A 25,936-nucleotide genomic window follows, 5' to 3' on the forward strand; every position below is an offset into this window, starting at 1 on the left:
GGGGCGATCTGGATCGACGATTTTCTCCCACGGACGGGTCCTATTTGATGCATGTCAAAAACAAGTCTGCCGCCGGCAGCTATGGCTGCTTTGAGGGGTATGACACATGGTTAGCCAATCTGGATTTGTCGGTCGCCCTTGGGGGTTCAAGAATTTGCTCACCCGGTTGCGGGCGAACCTGTCCCGGACAGCCGAACTGGCCTATTTGGGTGCGCACGACCTCGACGCGATCGCGCGTGAACTTAATCTATCCACGTCCGACTTTCGAAAGATGGCGCAAAGTCCGGGCTCTCCTGAACTCTTAAACAAGCGCCTCGCACTTGCCGGCTTTTCCGAGAGTGCGCTGGCCGCCTGCCATGGAGACGTGTTGCGCGATTTGCAGCGGGTATGCGGCCTGTGTCAGACCAAGATCCGCTGCGCGGCCGACCTCGAGCGGCATAAGTCTGTAAATCCCCTCAAAGGCTGTCCTAACGAACATACTCTGCGCGCGCTCGCGCGTGAGATCGGCAGCGTTCCGCAGCGTTTGGGCAACTGATCGCGCTCGATCGCCCCGTCCCCGGAAAATGTGATCTCCTGGCAAGCGCCGCTTTCAAAAAAGGCCAAGACATGACAAGCCCATCCCTCGCCTCGAAATCCATGACCATGGGTGAAGCAGGCCTAATGTCGGTATTCGCTGTTTCTGCCTATGTTTGCTATTTCGCGGGGGCGATGGGGCACGATTCTGCATTTAGCTTCCACGCATTGCTCGCTTCCGCCGCCAGTCTGGCCGCCGCAAGCGTTATCCTCAATCGCTACTATGAACGCCCGGCGCTATTGCCGCCGGCGCAGATCAACGGGAGGCCGAATTACAATCTCGCTCCGATCAAATTCGCCTCAGTGATGGCGATGTTCTGGGGCATCGCAGGCTTTTCGGTCGGCGTTTTTATCGCCTCGCAACTTGCATGGCCCGCACTGAATTTTGATCTGCCTTGGACGAGCTTCGGCCGACTCCGCCCGCTGCATACATCGGCCGTGATCTTTGCGTTCGGCGGAAACGTGCTTATCGCGACCTCCTTCTACGTCGTGCAGAAGACCTGTCGCACGCGCCTCGCCGGCGATCTTGCGCCGTGGTTCGTGGTAGTTGGCTATAATTTTTTCATCTTGATCGCGGGCACCGGCTATTTGCTCGGCGCTACCCAGTCGAAGGAATACGCCGAGCCCGAATGGTACGCCGATCTCTGGCTCACCATCGTCTGGGTCACTTATCTCATTGTGTTCCTGGCGACATTGGTGAAAAGGAAAGAGCCGCACATTTTCGTCGCCAACTGGTTCTATCTCGCTTTCATCCTCACCATTGCGGTGCTCCACCTGGGCAACAATCCCGCATTACCGGTCTCCGTGTTCGGTTCGAAATCCTACGTCGCCTGGGGCGGTGTGCAGGACGCCATGTTTCAGTGGTGGTACGGTCACAATGCGGTCGGTTTCTTCCTGACCGCCGGCTTTCTGGCGATCATGTACTACTTCATTCCGAAGAGAGCCGAGCGCCCGGTCTATTCCTACCGCCTCTCGATCATTCACTTCTGGGCCCTGATCTTCCTCTACATCTGGGCGGGCCCTCACCATCTACATTACACCGCGCTGCCGGATTGGACGCAGACTCTGGGCATGACGTTCTCGATCATGCTGTGGATGCCTTCATGGGGCGGCATGATCAACGGCCTGATGACGCTCTCGGGTGCGTGGGACAAGCTGCGCACAGACCCGGTGCTCCGCATGCTCGTGGTCTCCGTTGCCTTTTATGGCATGTCGACGTTTGAGGGCCCGACCATGGCAATCAAGGTCGTCAATTCGCTCAGTCATTACACCGACTGGACCGTCGGCCACGTGCATTCCGGCGCGCTGGGTTGGGTAGGATTTGTATCGTTCGGCGCGCTCTATTGCCTGATTCCCTGGCTTTGGAATCGCGAGCTGTACAGCCTCAAGCTCGTCAACTGGCACTTCTGGATCGCCTCGATCGGGATCGTGCTCTACATCTCGGCGATGTGGGTGTCTGGTGTCCTGCAGGGCCTGATGTGGCGCGCCTATACCTCGTTAGGTTTCCTCGAATACTCATTCATCGAGTCGGTCGAGGCTATGCATCCCTTCTACATCATCCGCGCCGTGGGGGGCGCAATGTTCCTGATTGGTGCGCTGATCATGGCCGCCAATCTCTGGATGACCGTGAATGCAAAGCAAACCGATCAAATCCAGGACACTGGAGCGCTCCAAGTCGCGGAATAGGCCATCGCATGTCTCTTTGGAACCGACACAAGATCTTTGAGAAGAACTCGATCATCCTGATCGCAGGCATCCTTGCCGTGATCGCGATTGGGGGACTGGTCGAGATCACGCCGCTGTTCTACCTCAAGAGTACGATCGAAGTCGTGGAGGGCGTACGACCTTATACCCCGCTTGAGCTTGCAGGCCGCAACATCTACGTACGCGAAGGCTGCTATGTTTGTCACTCGCAGATGATCCGGCCATTGCGTGACGAGGTCGAGCGCTACGGACATTACTCGCTGGCCGCCGAGAGCATGTATGATCACCCGTTTCAATGGGGCTCGAAGCGTACCGGCCCGGACCTCGCACGCGTCGGCGCGAAATATTCCGATGAATGGCACGTCACGCATCTGACCAATCCCCGGGCCATCGTCCCGCGGTCGGTCATGCCCGGATACCCGACGCTGGCGCACACCGAGCTCGACCTGACCGACATGGCCGCACATCTGCGCACCAGCCGGGCGGTCGGTGTCCCCTATACCGAAGATCAGATCAAGAACGCGGTCACTGACTTGAAGACCCAGCTCGATCCTGACAGCGCGGACCTCGCCTCGTTCCAGAAACGCTATCCGAAGGCGGCTGTGCGCAATTTCGACGGAACCGTTGGCAATCCGACCGAACTCGATGCGCTCATCGCCTACCTGCAGATGCTCGGTACACTGATCGATTTCAAGATCTACGACGAAAAAGCCAATCTGCGCTGAAGGATCTTGTGATGAAGGCCGTCATTTCCATCGAGAACCTGGCGTCAAGCGTCGTCGTGACCCTCTGGACACCGTTGTTCGTCGGCATCTTCATGGCCGTTGTTGTTTATGCGCTGTGTCCCAGCAACAAGCGGCGTTTTGACTCTGCGGCGCTGCCGCTGTGCCGGGATTGACAGACCATGACTGACCGCAATGACTTCGATCGAATCTCCGGCCGCTCGACGACGGGACACGAATGGGATGGCATAAAGGAGCTCAACACGCCGCTGCCGCGCTGGTGGATCTCGACCTTCTACGCCACCATTCTTTGGGCGATCGCCTATTGGGTCGTCTATCCGGCTTGGCCGCTCCTCTCTAGCTACACGACCGGCGTATTTCATTATTCGGCCCGAGCGAGCGTCGCCAACGATCTTGCCGGGCTCGAGAGGCTGCGGGGCGAGAAGATGGCGGTTCTCGGCAAAGTGTCTCTGACAGAGATCGAGACGGACCCGGCCCTGCTGGCACTGGCCCGTGCCCGGGGCAAGACGGTGTTCGCAGACAATTGCGCGCCATGCCATGGCAGCGGCGGCGCGGGTGCCAAGGGTTATCCCAATCTCAACGACGATGACTGGTTGTGGGGCGGATCGCTCGATCAGATCCAGCAGACCATCCAGTTCGGCGCACGGTCCGGGCATGCCCAGGCCCATGAGGGGCAAATGCTGGCGTTCGGCCGCGACGGCATCCTCAGGAAAGATGAGATCGCAACGGTAGCGAATTACGTGCGATCGCTGTCTGGCCTGTCAACAGTCGCCAATTTCGATGCCGCGGCCGGCGCAAGGATCTTTGCCGACAATTGTGCGGCCTGCCATGGCGAGAACGCCAAAGGCAACCAGGAGCTCGGCGCGCCGAATCTGACGGACCACATTTGGTTGTACGGCTCGGACGAGGAGACGCTGATCGAGACGATCAGCTATGGCCGCGCGGGCATCATGCCGGCCTGGAGCGGGCGGTTCGATCCCATCACGATCAAGGCGCTTGCGGTCTATGTGCACTCGCTCGGTGGTGGACAATAGATGAGATGAGCCGAGAAGCCACCGGCCCATCGACGAGGCTAAGTCAGTCACCCGTGCCAGATGTAAGGTCGGCCATGAAGCTAGCCCTGGACAAGACTGGTTCGCGCGATGATCCGCCGATCGGCGAAGATGGGCCTCTCTATACGGCTCATAAGAAGGTCCATCCGCAGAGCGTCTGCGGCACTTTCCGCACCATCAAATGGCGGCTGATGGTGGTGTGTCTCGGCATCTACTATTTGCTGCCGTTCGTGCGTTGGCGTCGTGGCTTAGGCGCCCCCGACCAGGCGGTGTTGCTCGATTTTCCGAACCGGCGGTTCTACTTTTTCTTCATCGAGCTGTGGCCGCAGGAGCTTTATTACGTCACCGGGCTGCTCGTGCTTGCCGCGCTGGCACTATTCTTGATGAACGCTCTGGGCGGACGTATTTGGTGCGGCTATCTCTGTCCGCAAACGGCATGGACCGATCTGTTCTATGCGGTAGAGCGCTGGGTCGAGGGCGACCGTCGCGACCGGCTGAGGGCCGCTGCACGCCCGATGACAGTGGAGCGGGCGGCAAAGCGCGTGCTAAAGCACGTGGTCTGGTTGATGATCGCTTGGTGGACCGCTGGTGCCTGGGTGCTCTACTTTGTCGACGCGCATACATTGGTGCGCGATCTGGCGACATTCCAGGCGCCCGCGATCGCCTATATCTGGATCGGGATTCTGACCGTCACGACATACTTGTTGGCCGGCTACATGCGCGAACAGGTTTGCGTGTATATGTGCCCTTGGCCGCGCATCCAGGCCGCGCTCACCGACGAGTGGGCACTCAATGTCACCTACAAATACGATCGCGGCGAACAGCGCTGCTCATTGAAGAAGTCATTCGATCTGCGCGCGCGGGGCGAAAAGATCGGAGACTGCATCGACTGCAATCAATGCGCGGCGGTCTGTCCGACCGGCGTCGATATTCGCAACGGCGCCCAGCTCGCCTGCATCCAGTGCGGGCTATGCATCGACGCCTGCGATGCCGTCATGAAGAAGATCGGGCGCGCAGGTCGCCTGATCGGTTACGACAACGACATCAATATCAGGCGCCGCATGGAAGGCAAGTCGGAGCTCTTCAAGCCGGTACGCCCGCGGACGATCGTATATGCGTCTTTGATCTCGGTCGTCTGTGCGATGATGCTTTATGGGTTGTTGTCCAGAACACTGCTCGACGTCAACGTGCTGCACGATCGTAATCCGATGGCGGTCAGGCTGAGCGATGGTTCGATTCGCAACGGCTACACGGTACGCGTGCTTAACAAGCTCGCCTTCGACCGCGTCATTGCAATCGACATCGATGGGCCACCTCAAACGTCCGTGCACGTCGTCGGCGTAGATTCTGTGACCGTGGAACGACCGACGATTGTCTTGGCTCGCGATACTACGACAGAATTGCGTTTATTGGTGACCGCCCCGGCCGACGACACGTCGGAACGGTCGATGCCGGTCACATTTCGGGTCACTGACATTGGCCTCGGTGAGGTCGCCTCCGCAACGGACCACTTCGTGTTCCCCTAAGATTACCGACGGGATCTTGCCAATGACCGCATCAATTCCAGTCGCGCGGCCCATCACCGGACGCTTTGTCCTGATCGCCATGCTCGCTTTCTTTTCGGTCGTGATTGGCGCCAATTTGATCATGATGCGTTTTGCCATCACGACGCTGCCGGGAACAGAGGTTGACAGCGCCTACAGCGCGAGCCTCGCCTATCAGCGTGAAATCTTGGCGGCGCGGGAGCAGAACGAGCGAAGCTGGCAGGTGCAGGTACATGTCCAACGGCAGTCCGATGGCCGGGCGGTGCTTGCGATCGAGGCACGCGATCGCGCAGGCGCGCCTCTCGTAGGAATGAATTTCCTGGCCCGGCTCGAGCGGCCGGTGGACCGCCGGGCCGATCGCGCGATCAATGTGGCGGAGGGCAGTGCTGGAACCTACCGCGGGGACGTCGAGGGGGTCGCTATCGGGCAGTGGGATCTCGTGATCGAAGGCGGCACTGACGGCCGCCGCATGTTTTTTTCGAAAAATCGCATCGTCTTGGACTGAGGGCATATGAGCATGCAGGATGACGTCGACTTTTCGCACTATTTGAAGAGGACAGGAACGGGCTTCATCCAACTCGACCTCGCGGTAGAAGGGATCAATTGCGCGGGCTGCATGGGCAAGATCGAGCGCAATCTATCGAGCATTCCGGACGTGATCTCGGCGCGCGTGAATCTCGCCGACAACCGACTGGCGCTGGAATGGAAAGCAGGCGCGCTCGATCCAGCGCTGTTCATCAAACGGCTCGCTGAACTGGGCTATCGGGCATATCCCTTTCAGCGGGACGACGCGGAGACACTGGAATCGGAGCGGGCGCGGGACTTGCTGCGGCGGCTGGGCGTGGCTGCTTTTGCCGCGATGAACGTGATGATGCTCTCGATCCCGGTATGGTCCGGCAATGTCTCGGACATGCTGCCCGAGCAGCGCGACTTCTTTCACTGGCTCTCCGCGCTGATCGTGCTGCCGGCCGCGGCTTATTCGGCGCAGCCGTTCCTCTCCTCAGCCTTTACCGCGCTACGGGCTCGCCGGGCCAATATGGACGTGCCGATCAGCATCGGCATCTTGCTCGCGTTGGCGACTTCGCTGATCGAGACTGTCGCTCATGCCGAGCATGCATATTTTGACGCGGCGATCATGTTGATCGCCTTCCTGCTCGCAGGCCGCTATCTCGACCAGAACATGAGACGGCGCACCCGCGCCTTCGCCGGGAATCTTGCCGCGCTCAAGGCGGAGACCGCCGCGAAGTTCATAGGCCCGACGGAGATCAGAACAGTTCCGGCATCAACGATCAAACCGGGGGACGTCGTGCTGGTGCGACCCGGCGAATGCTGTACCGTCGATGGCGACGTGATCGAGGGCCGCTCTGAGGTCGATCAAAGCCTCATTACGGGTGAGACCTCGCCCGCGCTCGTGGCGCCCGGCAGCGCAGTGTTCGCCGGTACATTGGTGCGATCGGGCACCTTGCGCGTCCGCGCGGTGGCTACCTCGGAGGACACGCTGCTCGCCGAGAATTCTCGGCTACTTGATCATGCCCTGCAGGCGCGCTCGCGCTACCTGCGCCTGGCCGAGCGCGCGTCGCGGCTCTATGCACCGATCGTCCATGCAACTGCCTTCCTGACGTTGCTCGGTTGGCTTGCCTCTGGCGCAACCTTCCATGATGCGATCGTCACGGCGGTCGCCGTCTTGATTATCACCTGCCCTTGCGCGCTGGGTTTGGCTATACCCGCGGTACAGACGGTAGCCTCCGGCGCGCTGTTCCGGTCCGGGGTGCTGCTCAACGCCGGGGATGCGATTGAGCGTATAGCGGAAGTGAACCGGGTGGTCTTCGACAAGACCGGAACGCTGACATTGCCGGAGCTCGATGTCGCCAATTTCGCCAGCATTCCCGACGATGTCGTCCAATTGGCGGGCCGGCTTGCATTATCGAGCCGCCATCCGGTCGCCGCTGCCGTGGCGCGAGCTGCCGGCGCAAGCGAGCCGCTGGCCGATATCGAAGAGGAGCCGGGGCAGGGTGTTAGGGGGTACTATCAAGGATCGGAGATCCGGCTCGGCCGCCCGTCCTTCTGTTTCGCTGACATCCTCGTTGAGGAGACTCTTTGCCGTGATCCAGAGGCTTCTATCGTCGCCTTTAGCCACGGCGACAGCAAGCATGTCTTCGCCGTCCGCCAACGCATGCGGCCAGACGCGCCCGAGGTCGTCGCAGCCCTCGCGAGCCTTGGGATAGAAGTAGAGATCGTGTCGGGAGATCGCGAGGCAGCAGTTCGGCGCACGGCCGCGACGCTCGGCATTCAAAATTGGCGCGCCGGCGTCTCACCGACGGATAAGGTCGCCCGGGTCGAAAGCCTGACAGGTGAGGGATACAAGGTACTGATGGTCGGCGATGGCTTGAACGATGCACCCGCGCTTGCAACGGCTCATGCCTCGATGTCGCCTGTTACGGCCACTCACATGAGCCAGGCGGTCGCTGATGCGGTCTTTCTCGGTGAGCGTCTTCGGCCCGTGATGACGGCAGTTATGACCTCGCGCGAGGCGCTGCGGCTGATGCGGCAGAACCTATGGCTCGCTGTCGTCTACAATGTCCTGGCGGTGCCGGTTGCGATCGCCGGTCTGGTGACGCCGCTGATTGCCGCCGCGGCGATGTCAGGTTCGTCGGTGCTGGTCATGCTCAATGCGCTGCGGGCGCGAAGGAGCGAGGCAACCTGATGGAGGTCCTACTCTATCTGGTTCCACTCGCTCTTGCACTGGGCTTCGTTGGCCTGCTCGGCTTTCTGTGGTCGCTAAACAGTGGTCAGTATGACGATCTCGATGGCGCGGCTTGGCGCGCCCTCGCCGATGACGAGCCCGACGAGGCGCCGGTCCAAATAGTGCAGATGGGCCAGCGTGATTGCGACGGTCTCCGCTCTGAGGAGAAGTGCTATCTTGGCCGTTCCGGTGGTCCGCGGCGCAGCTGAGAGACGCACGGTTGCAAAGACATGCAGTGACAACTTGTCGATCAGGGCAATTCGTGCAGACGCGATGCGGGAAGATTGGCGATACGGGCGAGGACGTGGTCGAACCAAGCCTTGGGGGTGACCTCTTGAGGCGACAGGTCGTGATCGCCGTCAACATGATGGCGGCCCGGTTGGCGCAGCGCTGGCTGCCGGCGAAGGTCCAGTTCCACCTTCCCAAAACGATGCCTCTCAATGCACGCTCTGCACAATTGTTAAAGGGCATGATGTTTTCAGCGCTCAAACCCGGTGGAGAGGACTGGTCGTCCGGATTAGTCTGTCGAAGCCGGGATAGGGGCGCTGGAGCACGAAACGGTGGCGGGCCGCCATGACCATGAGCTGTGAGCTCGCTTTGTTACTTGGCCGCCCCCTACGACTTGCCCGGCCGCGCTGCGAGCGCGGATCCGTAGATGTCGTGCAAGCCACTGGCTCCTAAGACAAAGGAGAACCAAGCATGCAAATCGTTGGTATGGACATCCATCGATCGTTCGCCCAGGTGGCGATCCTGGAGGACGGAACAATAATCCGACAGCTCCGCGTAGATCTCATCCACGATCGGCTTGTCGCCTTCGCCAAGACACTCAGCCTCGAGGATGAGGTGGTCATCGAGGTGACGGGCAACAGCGCGGCGGTCGAACGTCTTCTGCGCCCGCACGTTAAGCGCGTGGCGGTCGCCAATCCGAGGCTCGTTCGGGCGATCGCCTATGCGCGAGTCAAAACGGACAAGGTCGATGCTGCGACCCTGGCAAAGTTGCATGCTGCCGGCTTCTTGCCGGAGGTCTGGGTTGCTGACGAGGGCACCTACAGCCGCCGGCGCCAGATGGCCGAGCGCGCTGGCGTCCTGGCGCAGATCATCCGGATTAAAGGACGCATGAAGGCTATCCTGCATGCCAACCTCATTCCGCCCTACAAGGGCTATCTCTTCGGCAAGCGCGGACAGCATTGGCTGGACAGTCTGCCTCTTCCTCGGAGGAGCGTGCAATGCTCCGCGTCTGATCGCGGAACTCGAACGCGTGACGAAGCAACTGGCGGGATCGACAAAGTCGTGGCCCAGCAGGCTCTGGACGATCCACGGGCTCTCAAGCTGATGACGATCCCCGGCGTGAGTTCGGTTGTCGCATCGAGTGTACTGGCCTCCATCGGCGACATCGCACGCTTCCCGTCGCCGGATAAGCTCAGCAGCTATTTCGGGTTGACTCCGCGGGTTCGGCAGTCAGGCGAGCACTCGGCACGGCATGGCCGGATCTCGATGCAGGGCAACCGTGACGCCCGCAAGATGCTGGTTGAGGCGGCGTGGTCAGCCAAGACGGCGCCGGGTCCGTTGCGAGCATTCTTTAAACCGCACGCAGAAAAAGCACGGGGCCGGGGTCGCAGCCGTCGCGACGGCGCGCAAGCTCGCAGTCATGATCTGGCACGTCCTGACGACCGGGAAGGACTACGCTTACGCGCGGCCAGCGTTCACCGCGATGAAACTTCGGAAGGTGGCTCTGAAGGCTGGGGCTCCCCGTGCCTACGGCAAGGCTGGCCCGGGCCGGGACTATTGGATCAAAGAAATCCGCGAACGGGAAGCTGGTTACGTCGCACGCGTCGAGCAGGCCTACGAACGCATGGTGGCTGCCTGGAAGGAAAAACCAAAAAAAGTTGCCACGAACTGAAGGTAAGGACTTCTCAACACCATCCGTGGTCAAGCAGATCCTGCCTCCGTCGAGGACGCGGGCGAAATCGTGCCAGCGCCTGAGCATGTAATTCAGAGGTGTCACGACCTCGAAGGGCAGTGCGCTCTCCAACAATCGCTCGGCCGCATGCCAGTCTTCCTTCGCTTTCTTGTCATCGCTCAGTCTCTGCAGTTCCGTTATCTCACCCCGATCAATGCGCTGCCAAATTGTTATCCGCTTACCGATAAACCTCTTAGCCAACCCATGCGACGGTAACCGGCGTCGAGATACGGCACGACAGGGAAGTCGTCCGGTAACACTTTTAGTGAGGCAATGCGCTCCTCGATGTCACGAGCAATACCCTCACTTTGGATAGCTGATGAGAGAGCGAATGAAGGAGGAAGGAATCGCGGAAAGGCTCCTGTGGCGCCGCCGTATGCCGCTTTTGCAACGAGAGCAATGACGAGTCCTCGGCTCCCATGCCCCGGAAGCTTCATTGACCGCGAGAAAGGTAGGTCCTGAAACCCATGAAGCTTGCGACGATTGAGAGCCGCGGGGGGATTTTCACTCTGCGGGTGTGGCGATGCATTGTTCCACAAGCGACGGCCTCGTCAGCTTCTGGAAAGCCTATCCAGATAAGATCAGCTCAATTGATTTCTTGGACGTGAGGCTGGCGTGGACCCGTATAATTCCGATCCATCCAATGTAACCGCTTGGTCCCAGGTGCAGCACGCCGTCTTGGAAGAGCACCAGGGCGGCCATGCCGGGCAAGCGGGCTTTGAGCAGCACTTGGCCGAGGCGCGCCCACCGGATCCGGGTCCTGTCTCCGGTGGCGGCCGCAACCACCATCCCCATCTCTCTGCAGAACATCGGGGCACTATCGATAAGGCGATTGCCCAATATGCGGATCAGAAAAAGCCAAACCCGAAGACGGTTAAGCGCTATACTCAGGCGCTTCGCCGACTTGGAAATCATCTTGGCGCTCATCGCCTAACGATTGTTCTGGGGGACCACGAGTCCTTGGTCCGTCACGTCAAGACTTACTTCCCAAAGGACGAGGACATGAAGAAGGGGTTGAATATCCTTCGTTCGTATCATGATCCGAGCTATGGAGCTTCTGGCGGGCGGCCGCGCACGATCCCCTCAGCGGAAGACGCGCCCCTCTCAGAGCGGCTTAATGCCAGCGGCATGACGTCGGGCAGCGCTGCTCGTCATGATCGTAGTCTTCGCAGATTTTCCAATGCGCTTAAACTTGCGGGCTACTCGATATCCGGGCTAGACCACGCTGCGCGCATTGAATTTGCTCAGAAGTTGTTCCCGAAGGACGAGCATCTATTGTTCGCGTTAAGCAAGGTCGGCGATGCCGAGCACGTTTCCGGAGCGCGTGCGTCTCGGAAACCCCGCGGTCATGCTGTCCCGTCCCCCACATTGCATCTTTATCCCGATGACGCCCACATCATTGATAGCCTGGAAAAGGCAGAGCTGAGCCTGCTCAAACCCGAGGATACGAGCCGGAGAAAAGTTGTTCAAGATCTGGCCGGCAACCAACGAAGATTCGGTGCTTGGCTCCAGAGGAACGGGCGAGGGAGCATAGTGAGCCGGCTCACCGGCACCAGTGAGCAGCAAAAGTCGTTGAACGACGATCACACGGACTTTAAAAAAGCCAGTCGAAACGCTGACATGGGCTTCGATCGTCTTCGGAGCTACCTATGGCTCGTCAAGGCGAACGCAGCGCTGGGCGTCTCCCCTGAGCAGGCGGGTGGGGAGCCGCGGCGTGAGGAGTCGAGCTCAACGTGGTCGCCGCACCTGCCTCACGATTTTGAGTGGCCGACGCCGGAAGCGGTACCAGAGGGGTCGTCGGCGATCTACCGAGGCCTCGACTCTTTCGTTGACCTGCCATACACGTCGCCGGAAGTGAGAGACGATGCTCAGTCAGCGCCGGTGGGTGGGGCTGCCGCCAGACCGCCGCTCTTCATCGGACCATCGGACGCGCCGGCTCAGTCGGCAGACACCTTCCGCGGTCTTCAGTCTTTCGTTGATCTGCCGTACACGCCGCAGCAGATGCTTGACGATGCTCAGTCAGCGCCGGCGGGCGTGGCTGCCGCCAAACCGCCGCTCTTCACCGGACCATCGGACGGGCCAGCTCAGTCGGCAGACACCTTCCGCGGTCTTCAGTCTTTCGTTGATCTGCCGTACACGCCGCAGCAGATGCTTGACGATGCTCAGTCAGCGCCGGCGGGCGTGGCTGCCGCCAAACCGCCGCTCTTCACCGGACCATCGGACGGGCCAGCTCAGTCGGCAGACACCTTCCGCGGTCTTCAGTCTTTCGTTGATCTGCCGTACACGCCGCAGCAGATGCTTGACGATGCTCAGTCAGCGCCGGCGGGCGTGGCTGCCGCCAAACCGCCGCTCTTCACCGGACCATCGGACGGGCCAGCTCAGTCGGCAGACACCTTCCGCGGTCTTCAGTCTTTTGTTGATCTGCCGTACACGCCGCAGCAGATGCTTGACGATGCTCAGTCAGCGCCGGTGGGTGGGATCGCCGCCAAGCCGCCGCTCTTCACCGCACCATCGGACGCGCCAGCTCAATCGGGAGATACCTTCCGCGGTCTTCAGTCTTTCGTTGACCTGCCCTACACGCCGCAGCAGATGCGCGACGATGCTCAGTCAGCGCCGGTGCTCAGCCCTGCCGATAAACCCGCGTTCCTCGTCGGGCGGCCGGGCGTACGTCAGGCGCTTGAGGACATCGGACACCGAGTCGACGCGGATTGGCAGGATGGGCGTCAGCCGGTGCCGGATTTCTTTCGCAATGTCCGGGATAACATCGGGGTCCCGCCGCCCCAGTCCAGCGGCCCAACCCAGATCTCCGTCAATGGTGAGACCCGCTCGATCCCATTGGGGTCGCTAGGACGCCGCGGTGCGCAGGTCATCCATCATCCTCGCCCGTCTCCCGTCCCGGGTGCTCAGATCGGCCCCTCGGCTACCGTTGCCTCTTCCGGCCAGCGTAGCGAAGCCGTGCTGGGCCCCACGCAGTGGCTGGGTGACGAGCATATCCACCGGGACTATGAGCTCCTGGCGCAGGAGTTGCTGCAGAACAATCCGGATCTCGCCGCCCGGACTCGGTTCGTGGATCCCCTGATAGCCCAAATGTTGCGATCCCCCTCCAAGGAGGTAGCCGAACGAGCATTAGGGTGGGTTCGTCATGATACTGCCGACTTCCTGTTTCTGCCGGTAAGCGATGCCAGCAATACGGATAGACATCAGCGCGGCAGTCACTGGTCGCTGCTGTTGGTTGATCGCCGCAATTGGGGCGGACCGGCCGCCTATCACTATGACTCCACCCAGGGATACAATGACAGGCCGGCAGCGGAACTCGCAGGACGGCTCGACGCTAACCTGCAACAGGCCCCGATAAGACAGCAGCAGAACGGTTATGACTGCGGCGTCTTTGTCGTGGACGGCACCCGTGAACTTGTAAGACGATTGGCAGCAAGACGGCCGGACCTGGACCTCACCGATCTTGTCATCAGTCGACCGGCACTGCGGGACAGACTAGGCGCTGGTGTCGGCTTCAGCTGAACAGGGCGCGCGCCTGTAAATGCGCTTCGCGCCGATCGAAAATCCGCAATCGGTGTGTTCGCAAAGCATCATAGTGTCTCACTTGAAGAACTGAGTACGCAGACGACGAGACCACCTGATCGACGCATGAACGCGGGCACGGCGAGCTCCATGGATGGCATCGCGCGAAGGTCAGGCGACCTGCTGATCGGCGGGCCTGTCGGCTCGGCGCAGGTCTGACAGTCTAGACAGCGCAGCGCGCCAAGCCTAGTAGGCCGACCGTGGTAGAGATTGCTACGATGTTTCACGGTCCTCGAGCGTTGAGCCTGCACGCTCAATACAAATCACGAACATGCCTGATTTGGAGTTTGTTCAAGCTTACCGTGCCTGCTTGCTCACGTCCTTCCAGCAACATGTTGGTCTGCGGGCATAGCTTCGAATAACCAAGCGAAGCCTCTCAGGACGGCATCTGTTACTAGGATTACAATAGTTGAGGTGCTTTGTCTCCTGAACACATATGATGGCGCGAGTTCCTATGATTGCCTCTTTTTTACAATCGTCGCTCCGAAAAAACTATGCTACAAGCCGCTCCTCTCAAAAGGAGCATTCACTGTGAAAAAAGCAACCAAGAAACGCGTTAAGCGGCGCGAGTGGACCAAGGCAGATATCAAGGAGCTCAAGGTCCATTCGAAGGCTCGGACCCCCGTCATAAAAATCGCAAAAATGACCAAACGCAGCGTCGGTGCGTTGCGCCAGAAGGCGCTAAATCTCGGAATAGGGCTCGGACATCAGCGATAGCCTACTTAGCAGGCTGGTAGCCGGCACAGTAGGGCGGCTCGCAGGCCGCCCTTTACGGCCGTTGAAATTGTTTTGCAGGGTCTGCCAATTGCTGTGGATAGAGCTTTTCACGCGCTTCCTTTGTCACTCCAGTGCTTCGTCATCTTCGAGGTTAAAGGAGTACGACCGCGAAGGCCGCTTTGCTCTTCACGATCGAGAGCGAAGACAATCTGACGACCGGTCCTGCTTCGAATGTTTCCAGACTGGAAAGGTTTCGATGGTCGCTCGTTTCCATTAAGGGTTGAAAGAATGTGAGGGATCGCTGTTAAGGGCCACGATTGTCCTCGGTGACGGCGAGAAGGGGAGCTCCAACTAGCAAGCCGCATCGCTGCAAGTCTTGACACCTGCGCCGCCGCTGTCGAAGCTCGTGCTAGGCTAAAGCTTTGGCGTAAGCGGTGGCCGCGGACCCTGTTGAGGAACTTGAGCTGCCAAGCGATAAGGCGCGCTCAGCAGCAACTGAAAAAGCGCTCTGTTGGCTTGATAGACGGCGGTGGAGCGATTGCGTGCTGAACCCATCATCACCTGCACGCCTTCGGCGGTGTGAAGGGACCATAACCACCTTCGACCGCGCCGCCTCACGAAATATTCGAAGGCCGGGAGAGTCGGATGGTTAGCCAGCTTCATTTCTGACGATTGCTCGTTTTGGTCTTCCGGATGCCAGAGCGGGCCTTCTCCAAGCGGTGCCTCACTGCGGCCAGCCCGGTAATGAACTCGCTTGATTTGTCGCGACCGAATTCGTCAAAAGCCTGCACATCCAGCGCCTCTTCTCGAGGCGTCAACCTTGCGAGATGCTTGCGCGTTTTGGCGGTCAGCGACATCTCAACTACTCGCGCATCGGCTGTGGATGGCTTGCGCCGCAAGAACTCCTTCTTCTCCAAGATTTTTGAGTGGGTCGTGACGAAGGAAGGATCGACGTGCATCAAGCGTGACACCAGGTTGACGGACACACCTTTTTCTCTGCCCAGATAGTCCACTGCCATCAGGATCATCCACTGTGGCCCAGTGATGCCAAGCACATCGGCACGAAATTTGGCGAGTTCTTCGAGGCAGGCATTGATCGATCTGATCTCCCACATGAACGGCCGGAATATCTCCTGTCCGTCAGTGGAGATACGATAAGGCGCGGTTGCTGGACTAGGTAAATCCGGCGGCATCGTGGGCCAGGGTTCCATCCTTTACAGACTTCCATTAGCGCGGATTAGAAATCGGGACAACGCCGCAAGAACAAGCAAGTCAGATAGTTGGTACAGTTCGGACAGATGGGAGACTTGCGACGGGCAGGTTGGTAGACGTGCAAAACGCTCATTGTGTTGGCCGAGCAGCGGCAGGCAGTTGCGCCGGGACCGATATCGCGCGCTGAAAAGATTTGATCCGACCTGCCATTTGAGATGCCCTCATTCTTTGTCCCGCTCGCCGGCCGGTCCGCTCTATTTGTCGAACTTCTCCGGTGTACGCCGAGCACCGGGGAAGTGCATGTTGCATTTACGTCTTCAATGGGCTGGCAAGCAGCATCGCGTCGACTGTATCTGATATCGCCCCATGCCCCGCGGTCGTTGCCCGGTAAACTTCCGTATAGTTCATTCCATCTTTCCCATATGCGAAGCAGACCTTCGTGCAGTTGCGCTGGTCCTTGACTTCGCCCTAACTGTGGAGCAATCGGGGTCGATCGCAGCTGTCAAACGCTTCTGCGATCCCCGCCCAACCGATTGAACTTAACGGCTCTCAAATCATGAGTGGCAGGCGAAATCCTCGTAGCAGTAACGCTTGGTATGCGAGCGGACGCCTCAACTGAGGCTACGGCCGGCTTTATTTCGCTCAATCGAACGCGGCTCGCTCTTCAAGAGGGACCTGAATTATGAGTAGTGCTTCTGGCCGTTCGCCTGCGGTCTGCTTTCTCCTCGGACTTCCACGAGCCGGGACGACACTCCTGGCGCACCTGCTCCAACGCCATCCAGACGTCCTGGCTCCGCCTGAACCCTGGTTGATGTTGGCACTTGAAGCTTTTGGAAGGGTGGATCAACGCCACCCGGCAGGACCCTCGTTGATTGAGGTCGCAACCTCCGAATTCCTGGGGCGCATCGATCGGACGATTGCCATCCGGGCTTTCGCCGATGCCGCATACGGTCAGTACCTGACAGCAGCGGGCAAGCGGATCATCATAGACAAAACGCCACGCTATTGGACGGCGCTCGAATTCCTTGAACGTGTCTATCCAGAAGCGCCACACATCCTTTTGCTGCGCAATCCTTATGCCATCGCGGCTTCACTGAAATCCACGTGGGGCATCCCGCTTCGGGCCGAGAGCTCCTATTCGGTCAGCGTCTCCAGCCTCGCCGATCTCATGCTCCGGCTGCCCGATGTCATCATATCTTCACTTGCCGATTTGGTTCTGGGCTTTCCCAGGCTGGCAGCGCACCGCACGCGCGCGCAGACACAGCTGGTGCGATATGAACTCCTGGTGGCGCATCCGGACCAAGAGATTCGGCGCCTGCTATTGGGACTCGGCTGTGATCCGGCGGCCGCCGCATATGCGAGCATGGGACAAGTAGATTATCTTCGATCCAGCAGCTTCGGAGATCGAAAGATCCTGGAACGAAACGCGGTCGATCAACGCTCTCTCAAGACATGGCAATCCCAACTAAGCGTCGAAGAGATGCAAACCGTGACCGACCTGGTCGGCACCAAGCTTTTGACAGAACTCGGCTATGAGGGGGAACTGCTGCTTGCACAGCAAGCCGGAGTTGTCGATAGGGGACCTCATCTAACTGAACTCTATCGACAGATATTCCGAACCTGGTGGGATTTGCGAGCTGGCAAGGCGGCAGCATCGTCTGGGCCATCTCAATCCCAGCAAGTCCACACTGCTCGGCAGCTTCCAGAGAACTTTCGTGCCACGTGCGACATGTCCGTGATGCAGGCGCAAGACTTGTCCGCCCCCGGCTTTGCCGAAAATTTGCTGCTGGCCGATCCAATGAAAGCGCAGCTGCAACAGGCACTGTTGGCGTCAGAAGCTGATCGAGCTGCAGGGCTCGATGCTATTCGGACTCGCGACGCGGCTATCGAGATATTGCGAGGCGAGGTCGCTCGGCTTGAGCAGATCGTCAATATGGCTTAGGGTGATGGATGCTTGCGATCAAAACACGCTGGCTGATTTAGCCAGACTCCCTACCACTCAACGAGTTGATCTGCGCCAATAACGTGTGAGGCAGGCGCCGGCGGCACCACGGTGGAATGCGACATGCCCCGAGAGTGTCAGTCAGTCCGCTGCCCAACCGGCAGTTGATCGCTTGGATAGCGACGCACCGGCGAGCTCGCACCCGACATTCCTCCTCTGGGCCGGGGCTGCGGAACCGGGATCCTGCATCGAAAAGAACACATATGCTGCCAAAACATCTGCGCCGGCTTGAAGCTGAATCGATCGAAATCATGCGTGAGGTGGCCGCCGAGTTCAAAAGGCCGGTCATGCTTTACTCGATCGGAAAAGACTCGAGCGTTTTGCTGCACATCGCAATCAAGGCGTTCTATCCGGCAAAATTGCCTTTCCCCCTGCTTCACGTCGACACGACCTGGAAGTTCCGCGAGATGATCAGCTTTCGGGACGCGACGGCCAAGCGGCTCGGCGTCGAGCTGATCGTCCATGTGAATGAGGAGGGCATTGCACGCGGCATCAATCCGATCGACTCCGGCTCGGCGCTTCATACCCAGGTGATGAAGACCGACGCCCTGAAGCAGGCGCTCGAGCTTTACGGATTTGATGCCGCGCTTGGCGGAGCCAGGCGTGACGAGGAAAAGAGCCGCGCCAAGGAACGGATACTGTCCTTCCGTTCGGCCGGACACGTATGGGACCCCCGCAACCAGCGGCCGGAGCTCTGGAGCCTGTTCAACACGCGGATACGCCAGGGCGAAAGCATGCGCGTGTTTGCGATGTCAAACTGGACCGAGCTCGACGTATGGGAATATATCATGCTCGAAAAAATCCCGGTCGTCCCGCTTTACTTCGCAAAGCAAAGACCGACGGTGCGCCGAAACGGCGCGACGATCATGGTCGACGACAGGCGATTGCCGCTCAACTGCGATGAGACGCCGCAAATGCGCATGATCCGTTTTCGCACGCTGGGATGTTATCCCTTGAGCGGGGCCATTGAATCCGATGCGACGACGATCGAAGACGTCGTCGCAGAAATGCAGACTGCGTCGGTGTCGGAGCGTCAGGGACGCCTGATTGATACCGATGAAGCCGCTTCTATGGAGAAGAAGAAGCGGGAAGGTTACTTCTGATGACTTCCATAGCAATATCGAAACCTGTCCACCCTCGTGCAAGGGACCAGCTGCGATTCATAACGTGCGGCTCGGTGGACGATGGAAAATCGACCCTGATCGGCCGGTTGCTGCACGACAGCAAGATGATCTACCAAGATCAGCTTGCGGCAGTGAGACGCGACAGCATCAGGCACGGCAGCGCCGACATCGACTTCGCGCTGCTCGTGGATGGGCTCGAGGCCGAACGGGAGCAGGGCATCACGATCGACGTCGCTTACCGCTTCTTCACGACGCCGCGGCGCTCTTTCATGGTGGCTGACACTCCCGGTCACGAGCAGTACACCCGCAACATGGCAACCGGTGCCTCGAATGCGCAGCTCGCAATCATCCTGATCGATACCCGCAAGGGTGTGTTGGTTCAGACCCGCCGCCACTCCTTTATCTGTTCGCTGCTTGGCATTCGCCATGTTGTGCTGGCAGTGAACAAGATCGACCTTGTCGCATACAGCAAGGTTGCTTTCGATCGGATCGTCGCCGACTATCTGGCCTTTGCCGCCGGCCTTGGCTTTAGCTCGATTGTTCCGATTCCGATCTCTGCCCGTCACGGCGACAACGTCGTCGATCGGTCCGCTCATACCAAGTGGTATCATGGTCCTTGCCTGATGGAGCATTTGGAGAGCATTGATATCCAGTCCGACACGGCAAGCCAGGCTTTCCGCTTTCCAGTCCAATGGGTGAACCGGCCCGATCCGGATTTTCGCGGCTACGCCGGATCGGTGGCTTCCGGCAGGATCTCGGCAGGCGACGATGTCGTTGTCGCCGCATCCGGACGGACCACCCGCATCAAGCGGATCGTGACCCAGGACGGCGACCTTGTCGACGCCGAAGCCGGCGATGCCGTCACCATTACGCTGGAAGACGAGATCGATATCGGCCGTGGCGATCTTCTGTCGCGGCCAACCGAACGCCCCAGCGTCGCCGACCAATTCGCCGCTTATCTGATCTGGATGGACAGCGAGCCGCTCGCTCCCGGGCGAAATTACATCCTGCGGATTGGCTCGCAGACGGTTGCCGGCGGCATTACCGCAATCAGGCATCGGATCGATGTCAACACATGTGAGCACCTGGCGGCCGAGACGCTTTCTCTCAATGAGATCGCGTTCTGCAATGTTGCGACTGCACTGCCCGCCGCATTCGATCCTTACGACGTCAACCGGAAAACCGGTTCATTTATCGTCATTGATCGTTGCACCAATCGCACGGTCGGTGCCGGCATGATTGCGTTTCCGCTGCGGCGGGCCAGCAATGTTCCCTGGCAGACGCTTTCGGTGAGCAGGGGTGAGCGCGCCGCGCTCAAGGATCAGAAGCCTTGCGTCGTCTGGTTCACCGGTCTGTCGGGGGCGGGAAAGTCGACGATCGCCAACATGGTTGATCAGAAGCTGTTCGCAATGTCGCGGCATGCCATGCTGCTGGATGGTGACGACCTCCGAAACGGATTGAACGCGGACCTAGGCTTCTCGAAGCCTGAGCGGGTGGAGAACATTCGGCGCGTCGGACACGTCGCCAAGTTGATGCTGGACAGCGGATTGATCGTGATCTGCTCGTTCATCTCCCCCTACAGGTCCGAACGAGACATGGTTCGCAGCCTGATCGGCAAGGACGAGTTCATCGAAGTCTTTGTCGATACGCCAATCGAGGAATGCGCAAGGCGGGATCCAAAGGGTCTCTACTCAAAGGCAAAAGCCGGTGAGATCAAGAACTTCACAGGCATCGATGCGTCCTACGAGGCTCCGATAAGGCCGGAAATTCATCTCAGGACGATGGAGCAGGCCCCAGAGCAAGCCGCGGAAGTCGTCGTCGACGCCGTGATGGCGCGCACTCCTCTGCGATGAGCAGCGATAAACCTGTCGCTTCGTCGTCGCGGACGCCGCTCACCAGCCTACTGGTCTGGCAAAGGCGACTCGGGTTAAGTGGGAGCATCGATCGGATTCGTCGATGCTGAAGGATTAAGATGGTTGCATCCACTCGTCGATTGCCTGCTTCCGGCTATGTGCTCGAAGTCGACGGTCAATTGAAAACCGAATTCGCGACAAGAGACGGAGCCTGGGCAGGAGCGCAAGAGCTCAAGAAGCGCCGTCCCATGCTCCAGGTCAGAGTCTATGACGCCATGACGAAGGACAGAGAGGAAGTCAGCCTTCCAGTCGCCTGAGTGTTTCAACCGACCTTTTTTTTGCGTGCGCGGCTAGCGCCGCGCCAGGTTCTCGTGCAGCGGAGCCGCAGTGTCCTGGCGCCTCGATCTCGTCCGCAATCCGGGATTGAGAGGCAAAGCTACCTCTTTTTCCTGAGCCACTGTGTCTCACGATCTTCGCCAACGAGTCGCGCGACGTCGGCTGACGGCGGGACAGAAGCCGCACGAAGCGGCCCAGCACGTTAGCCCAGCAGAGCGGCACAAAACCTGCATCGCGAGGGGGCACCAGCCCTGAGATAGGAAATGCCACTCAACTCCACTGCCGTTGCGACCAGCGCGATTGTCCATTTCGTGCTGCGAATGGTGATGATCATCGGATGCTGTATCCGTCGGTTCGTCTTCAGCCTGAACGAACCGGCTTTGACGCGCGCGGCACTTATGAAGCGAAGGACGTTCATGGTCGAACTCATCCTTGGATGCGCTGCCGAGGCAAGATCATGTTCGCATATCTAAAGCTTGCCATAGACGACGCATCGGTTGCCTCGCGTAGTCGAATCATCTCGCTCTATGCCTTCTTGTTGGCCATCAATTGCTTCGCCTGGACTTGGGCCATCGTGGCGCTGTCAGAGCGGCCGACGCTGCTGGCGACAGCGTTGCTGGCCTATGTGCTCGGCCTTCGGCACGCCGTCGATGCCGATCATATCGCGACCATCGACAATGTCGTTCGCAAGCTGATGCAGGATGGCAGACACCCCCTCGCGGTCGGACTTTTCTTCGCCCTTGGTCATTCCTTGTCGGTTGCAGTGGCGGTCGCCGCGATCGCAGCTGCGGCGCTCGCGCTGCAAAGCGGTTTCCAGGAGTTCCGGGCGGTTGGCAGCATCATCGGCACCGGTGCATCGGCCTTCTTCTTGCTGACGATTGCCGCCATCAACCTTGTGATCCTACGGGATGTCTGGCGGAGCTTTCAGCGTGCGCGGCGTGGCGAACACATCGGAGAGCATGAGTTCGATCTGCTTCTGTCCGGTCGTGGTTTGCTGTCCCGGCTCTTGCGCCCGCTGTTTCGCATGGTGACGGCAAGCTGGCAGATGTTCGCGATCGGTCTGTTGTTCGGCCTCGGATTCGATACCGCGACGGAAATCAGCCTTTTCACCGTCGCAGCCGGGCAGGCTTCGGGAGGGCTGGACTTCAGCACGGTAATGATATTTCCGGCTCTCTTCACCGCCGGCATGATGCTCGTTGATACGACCGACAGCGTCTTGATGGTCGGCGCGTATGGCTGGGCTTTCCTCAATCCGATCCGCAAGATCTGGTACAATCTGACCATTACGGCCATCTCAGTCGTCGTGGCGCTGCTGATCGGCGGCATCGAGGCACTCGGCCTGCTCGCCAACAAATTGGCGCTTGAAGGCACCTTCTGGAGCGCAGTGGACGATCTCAACGGGAGCTTGGCCAATTTCGGCTATCTCGTGGTCGGCATCTTCCTGGCCAGTTGGGCGCTGTCATTTGCGATCTATCGCTGGCAAGGACTTGAAAAGCCGCTCAAGCCGGGGTGAACTCATACAACCAAATGAGCTTCGGCCCGCGGAAGCCTCCAAGCTTATGCGCGATCTGATGCGCGAAAGCATCTCGGTCGACGAGTCTCCGCTCGGCATGGGGAGCTCCTGCATGATTCATCCCTCTAGTCTCAGACTTGACAGTTTTGTGGGAATAGGATTGTCGCTACAAGCGGGGCTGAACTGAGCCACGCCAGGTCCGGCGGAGGCCATTTGGCTCAACGAATGCCACAGCTGTCCCTCATCGTTGATAGCAGACATTATGTCTGGTGGCTCCCGAGCTGCAGGGGCACCGGTACAAACGACATCAGGCGGATGCGCGTTCCAAAGCCCAGCAAGGTAGATGGTTGGGTCGTGACGGTCGCCATAAAGAAAAATGGCTATGACAAACGGCTTCAAGCACACAAGCTGCGTGACTGGCGTCGCCGGCGCGACCGAAGCCGTGGCTGTCCAAGAAGGCGGGCATGCCAATGCCGCAATCCTCAGCGGTCCGATGCAAGAGGGCAACTGCGACGGTCCGCGTTCGGCCGACGCGACTATCGTTGCACGTGATGGACAAGATCGAGCTAATTATCGCGCGTCTTCGGCGTCATTAGCTCCGTGCGTCTGACATCGAACAATGTCGGGTTCAATACCACCGGCCCAAGCGACATCGAAATGGCCGATTGCAGGCGTTCAAAACTGCATTTGCGCTCCATGGCCAAGCGCGGTTAGTCCCGGTGCTCTACTGGTTTGCTTTGTCCGCAATCGCTGGCGGGGTGGCTTGGTTCTGCGACCAGAACCAGAAACCTCCGAAAATTGAGCTCGAAAATCGCCAATAAAAGAGCGGCAACACCTCCGAGGACATCAGTCATCGTCTGGCCTGCCGCACATCTGGGCTAGTCCGCTTCTCCGCCTTTCGATGTCGTGCAATGTTGGCATCGCTCTTGCTGGTGCACAACAGACTCAGTCGAATGCTTAAGAAGTCGCTCAAGGGGCTCGTGCCGCGTGATCAACTGCTTCGTTTTCCGTCGAACGGCTTTACACGTCCGGCAAGCGCCTCGAGGAACGAAACGTTTGCGTCTTCGACGCGTCGAGCTCTGATCGACGGCTCGCTAATCGTCGCTAGAGGTGACTGGACGTTGGTTCATCAACTCAGGTGTACTGACCAGCTCCTGCATTGAAGCGACCGCGGATCGGCCTGCCTACCTCAGGACTGCGGATAGATAGCTATTTTTTTATCGACGACGATCGACGCGGTACACGACCAATGTGGGAATGGGACAATCGAAGACGATCTCGGAGGCGCACCGCGGCAGCGCCACCAGTCTGCGCTGCAGCCTGCGCACTTTCTCGAAACTGATCGCACGAGCCGGAGGGGTGAACGCCGGTGCAGAATGAATCTGTGATCAGGCGGCGGGATCTGCTGGCGCTGATCGGCACCATCGCCGGCAGTTCGGCGATGTATCAGGCGATGACGAGCCTCGGCTTCGCATCCGAGTCCGCCTACAAGGGGCCGCTCAAGCTCGCGGGCGATGTCAAGGGCGCTTCGGTGCTGATTCTCGGCGCGGGGCTTGCCGGCATGACGGCGGCGCTGGAACTGCGCAAGGCCGGCTACAAGGTCCAGATCCTCGAATTCAACAATCGCGCCGGCGGCCGCAACTGGTCGATCCGCGGCGGGGACAGCTTTACCGAGCTCGGCGGCTTCAAGCAGACCTGCCAGTTCGAGCAGGGGCTCTATCTCAATCCCGGCCCGTGGCGGATTCCTGGTCACCACCGCGCGCTGCTCGATTATTGCCGCCGGCTCAATGTGACGCTGGAACCCTTCATCCAGCTCAACCACAATGCCTATCTGCACGCGACGCGCGCATTCGACGGCAAGCCGCAGCGCTGTCGCAGCATCAAGGCCGATTTCCAGGGCGGCGTGGCGGAGCTGCTGGCGAAAGTCAGCCAGCAGGGCAGGCTCGACGATTTCGTCACCACGGAAGATCAGGAGATTCTGCTGCAGGCGCTGCGCGACTGGGGCGCGCTGGATCGCGACTACAAGTACAACGCCAACCTCGTCTCCGCCGAGTTCCGCGGTTATGCCCGCGATCCCGGCGGCGGCTTGATGGGCGATCCGTTGCCCAGCGATCCGGTCTCGCTGCAGGAGCTGTTGCGATCGCAGATGTGGCGCTATTTGCAGAGCTATGCGCGCTATGATTTTCAGACCACGATGCTCCAGCCGGTCGGCGGCATGGACATGATCGGCAAGGCGTTCGCGCGCGAGGTCGGCGATCTCATCCGCTATAACGCCAAGGTGACGCAGATCCAGCAGAGCAGCTCCCGCGTCACTGTTAGCTATGTCGACACGACCAGTCCATCCGTCGTGCAGCAGGCGACCGCCGATTGGTGCATCTGCACCATCCCGTTGTCGATCCTGAGCCAGTTGCCGATCGATGTCGGCCGGCCGATGAAAAATGCGATCGATTCCGTGCCCTACGTCGCCTCGGTGAAAATCGGGCTGCAGTTCAAACGCCGGTTCTGGGAAGAGGACGAGGCGATCTATGGCGGTATCAGTTACACCGACCTGCCGATCCAGCAGATCGCCTATCCGAATACTGGCTTCAACAGTGGCGGCCGCGGCATCCTGCTCGGCGCTTACATGCATGGGGGCGCCAATTCGTTCGAGTTCACCGCCATGACACCGGCCGAGCGGGTCGCCAGCGCGGTCGAGTTCGGTGCCGCAATCCATCCGCAATACAGGAACGAATTCGAGCACGGCGTCGCGGTGGCTTGGCATCGCGTGCCGTTCACGCTCGGCTGCCGCCGGCCAGTGGACCGAGGCCGCCCGCGCACAGCACTACCGCAATCTGTGCCAGATCGACGGCCGCATCGCGCTGGCAGGCGAGCACGCCTCGCAGCTGCCATGGCAGGAGGGAGCGATCCTGTCGGCGCTCGACGCCATTACCCGATTGCACGAACGCGTGGTGAAGACGTGATGATGCGGGCAGGAACAGTTGTCGCTGCTGCGCTGGCCTTGCCGCCGGCAAGCGCGACCCTTGGAGAGGATATAACGCCACGGGCAAGTGCAGCTTTCTCCTCGGACCGTGGATTTTTAACCAGCGATGACGCTGTCGACCTCCCTGAGGAGCTGGAGACGCGCTGGGTCGGCGATGGTTGCGACTGAGAGCCTTGCTTGTCAATGTGACGTCGACAGTGCCGTCTACTGGGAAGGCAACTGGGCGCAACAAGATGAAGGGCAGGCGCGGTGTGCATTCATCGAGTATGGCCTGATCCGAACTGATAACGGCTAGCCGCTG

At 59.6% G+C, this 25,936-nt stretch carries 17 protein-coding genes and 3 pseudogenes; 18 read left to right on the top strand and 2 right to left on the bottom strand.

Going from position 1 to position 25,936, the window contains the following annotated elements:
* Positions 1-106 precede the first annotated feature (106 nt).
* From ACVW1C_RS30040 to ccoS, 9 genes and pseudogenes are all read left to right on the top strand, one after another.
* Complete coding sequence (locus ACVW1C_RS30040) at positions 107-535, top strand: hypothetical protein (RefSeq protein ID WP_456761380.1); 429 nt, start codon at positions 107-109, stop codon at positions 533-535.
* Between the two features lie 71 nt (positions 536-606).
* Positions 607-2,259, top strand: a complete 1,653-nt coding sequence (gene ccoN, locus ACVW1C_RS30045; RefSeq protein WP_456761381.1) for a cytochrome-c oxidase, cbb3-type subunit I — start codon at positions 607-609, stop codon at positions 2,257-2,259.
* An 8-nt stretch (positions 2,260-2,267) separates the two neighbouring features.
* On the top strand, positions 2,268-3,002 hold the full coding sequence (gene ccoO / locus ACVW1C_RS30050; RefSeq protein WP_456761382.1) for a cytochrome-c oxidase, cbb3-type subunit II: 735 nt from the start codon (positions 2,268-2,270) through the stop codon (positions 3,000-3,002).
* An 11-nt stretch (positions 3,003-3,013) separates the two neighbouring features.
* A complete protein-coding gene (locus tag ACVW1C_RS30055) occupies positions 3,014-3,175 on the top strand; it encodes a CcoQ/FixQ family Cbb3-type cytochrome c oxidase assembly chaperone (protein ID WP_456761383.1) in 162 nt (53 codons plus the stop codon).
* A gap of 6 nt (positions 3,176-3,181) precedes the next feature.
* Positions 3,182-4,054, top strand: coding sequence for a cytochrome-c oxidase, cbb3-type subunit III (ccoP, locus tag ACVW1C_RS30060; protein ID WP_456727945.1), 873 nt, complete (start codon positions 3,182-3,184; stop codon positions 4,052-4,054).
* 74 nt (positions 4,055-4,128) lie between these two features.
* Complete coding sequence (gene ccoG, locus ACVW1C_RS30065) at positions 4,129-5,598, top strand: cytochrome c oxidase accessory protein CcoG (RefSeq protein ID WP_456761384.1); 1,470 nt, start codon at positions 4,129-4,131, stop codon at positions 5,596-5,598.
* Between the two features lie 22 nt (positions 5,599-5,620).
* A complete protein-coding gene (locus tag ACVW1C_RS30070) occupies positions 5,621-6,121 on the top strand; it encodes a FixH family protein (protein ID WP_456727943.1) in 501 nt (166 codons plus the stop codon).
* 12 nt (positions 6,122-6,133) lie between these two features.
* A complete protein-coding gene (locus ACVW1C_RS30075; protein WP_456763214.1) occupies positions 6,134-8,320 on the top strand; it encodes a heavy metal translocating P-type ATPase in 2,187 nt (728 codons plus the stop codon).
* A pseudogene (ccoS, locus tag ACVW1C_RS30080) lies at positions 8,320-8,478 on the top strand (cbb3-type cytochrome oxidase assembly protein CcoS); the annotation flags it as partial. The gene ACVW1C_RS30075 and the pseudogene ccoS, both read left to right, overlap by 1 nt.
* A gap of 131 nt (positions 8,479-8,609) precedes the next feature.
* Here ccoS and ACVW1C_RS30085 read toward each other — a convergent pair.
* A pseudogene (locus ACVW1C_RS30085) lies at positions 8,610-8,821 on the bottom strand (transposase domain-containing protein); the annotation flags it as partial.
* A 252-nt stretch (positions 8,822-9,073) separates the two neighbouring features.
* On the opposite strand from ACVW1C_RS30085, the pseudogene ACVW1C_RS30090 reads away from it, so the two are divergent.
* From ACVW1C_RS30090 to ACVW1C_RS30100, 3 genes and pseudogenes are all read left to right on the top strand, one after another.
* Positions 9,074-10,259 (top strand): annotated as a pseudogene (locus tag ACVW1C_RS30090) (IS110 family RNA-guided transposase).
* Positions 10,260-10,934: 675 nt separating this feature from the next.
* Positions 10,935-13,838 (top strand): Ulp1 family isopeptidase, encoded by a 2,904-nt coding sequence (locus ACVW1C_RS30095; RefSeq protein WP_456761385.1) that lies wholly within the window; start codon positions 10,935-10,937, stop codon positions 13,836-13,838.
* Between the two features lie 591 nt (positions 13,839-14,429).
* On the top strand, positions 14,430-14,615 hold the full coding sequence (locus ACVW1C_RS30100) for a hypothetical protein (protein ID WP_076829490.1): 186 nt from the start codon (positions 14,430-14,432) through the stop codon (positions 14,613-14,615).
* 659 nt (positions 14,616-15,274) lie between these two features.
* On the opposite strand, the gene ACVW1C_RS30105 is transcribed toward ACVW1C_RS30100, so the two are convergent.
* Complete coding sequence (locus tag ACVW1C_RS30105) at positions 15,275-15,826, bottom strand: MarR family winged helix-turn-helix transcriptional regulator (RefSeq protein ID WP_456761386.1); 552 nt, start codon at positions 15,824-15,826, stop codon at positions 15,275-15,277.
* A gap of 683 nt (positions 15,827-16,509) precedes the next feature.
* Here ACVW1C_RS30105 and noeE point away from each other — a divergent pair.
* The 6 genes from noeE to ACVW1C_RS30135 all read left to right on the top strand — a co-directional run bounded on the left by noeE (position 16,510) and on the right by ACVW1C_RS30135 (position 25,803).
* Positions 16,510-17,769 (top strand): nodulation protein NoeE, encoded by a 1,260-nt coding sequence (gene noeE / locus ACVW1C_RS30110; protein ID WP_456761387.1) that lies wholly within the window; start codon positions 16,510-16,512, stop codon positions 17,767-17,769.
* 263 nt (positions 17,770-18,032) lie between these two features.
* Positions 18,033-18,932 (top strand): sulfate adenylyltransferase subunit CysD, encoded by a 900-nt coding sequence (gene cysD, locus ACVW1C_RS30115; protein WP_456761388.1) that lies wholly within the window; start codon positions 18,033-18,035, stop codon positions 18,930-18,932.
* The gene (gene cysN, locus ACVW1C_RS30120; RefSeq protein ID WP_456761389.1) at positions 18,932-20,806 is read left to right on the top strand and encodes a sulfate adenylyltransferase subunit CysN; all 1,875 of its coding nucleotides are present in this window, start codon (positions 18,932-18,934) and stop codon (positions 20,804-20,806) included. The genes cysD and cysN overlap by 1 nt, the downstream gene beginning before the upstream one ends.
* 119 nt (positions 20,807-20,925) lie before the next feature.
* Positions 20,926-21,123, top strand: a complete 198-nt coding sequence (locus ACVW1C_RS30125; RefSeq protein ID WP_076829230.1) for a hypothetical protein — start codon at positions 20,926-20,928, stop codon at positions 21,121-21,123.
* Between the two features lie 476 nt (positions 21,124-21,599).
* Positions 21,600-22,655 (top strand): HoxN/HupN/NixA family nickel/cobalt transporter, encoded by a 1,056-nt coding sequence (locus tag ACVW1C_RS30130; RefSeq protein ID WP_456763215.1) that lies wholly within the window; start codon positions 21,600-21,602, stop codon positions 22,653-22,655.
* Positions 22,656-24,024: 1,369 nt separating this feature from the next.
* Complete coding sequence (locus ACVW1C_RS30135; RefSeq protein WP_456761390.1) at positions 24,025-25,803, top strand: FAD-dependent oxidoreductase; 1,779 nt, start codon at positions 24,025-24,027, stop codon at positions 25,801-25,803.
* Positions 25,804-25,936 lie beyond the last annotated feature (133 nt).

It is taken from the genome of Bradyrhizobium sp. USDA 4011, assembly GCF_054063415.1.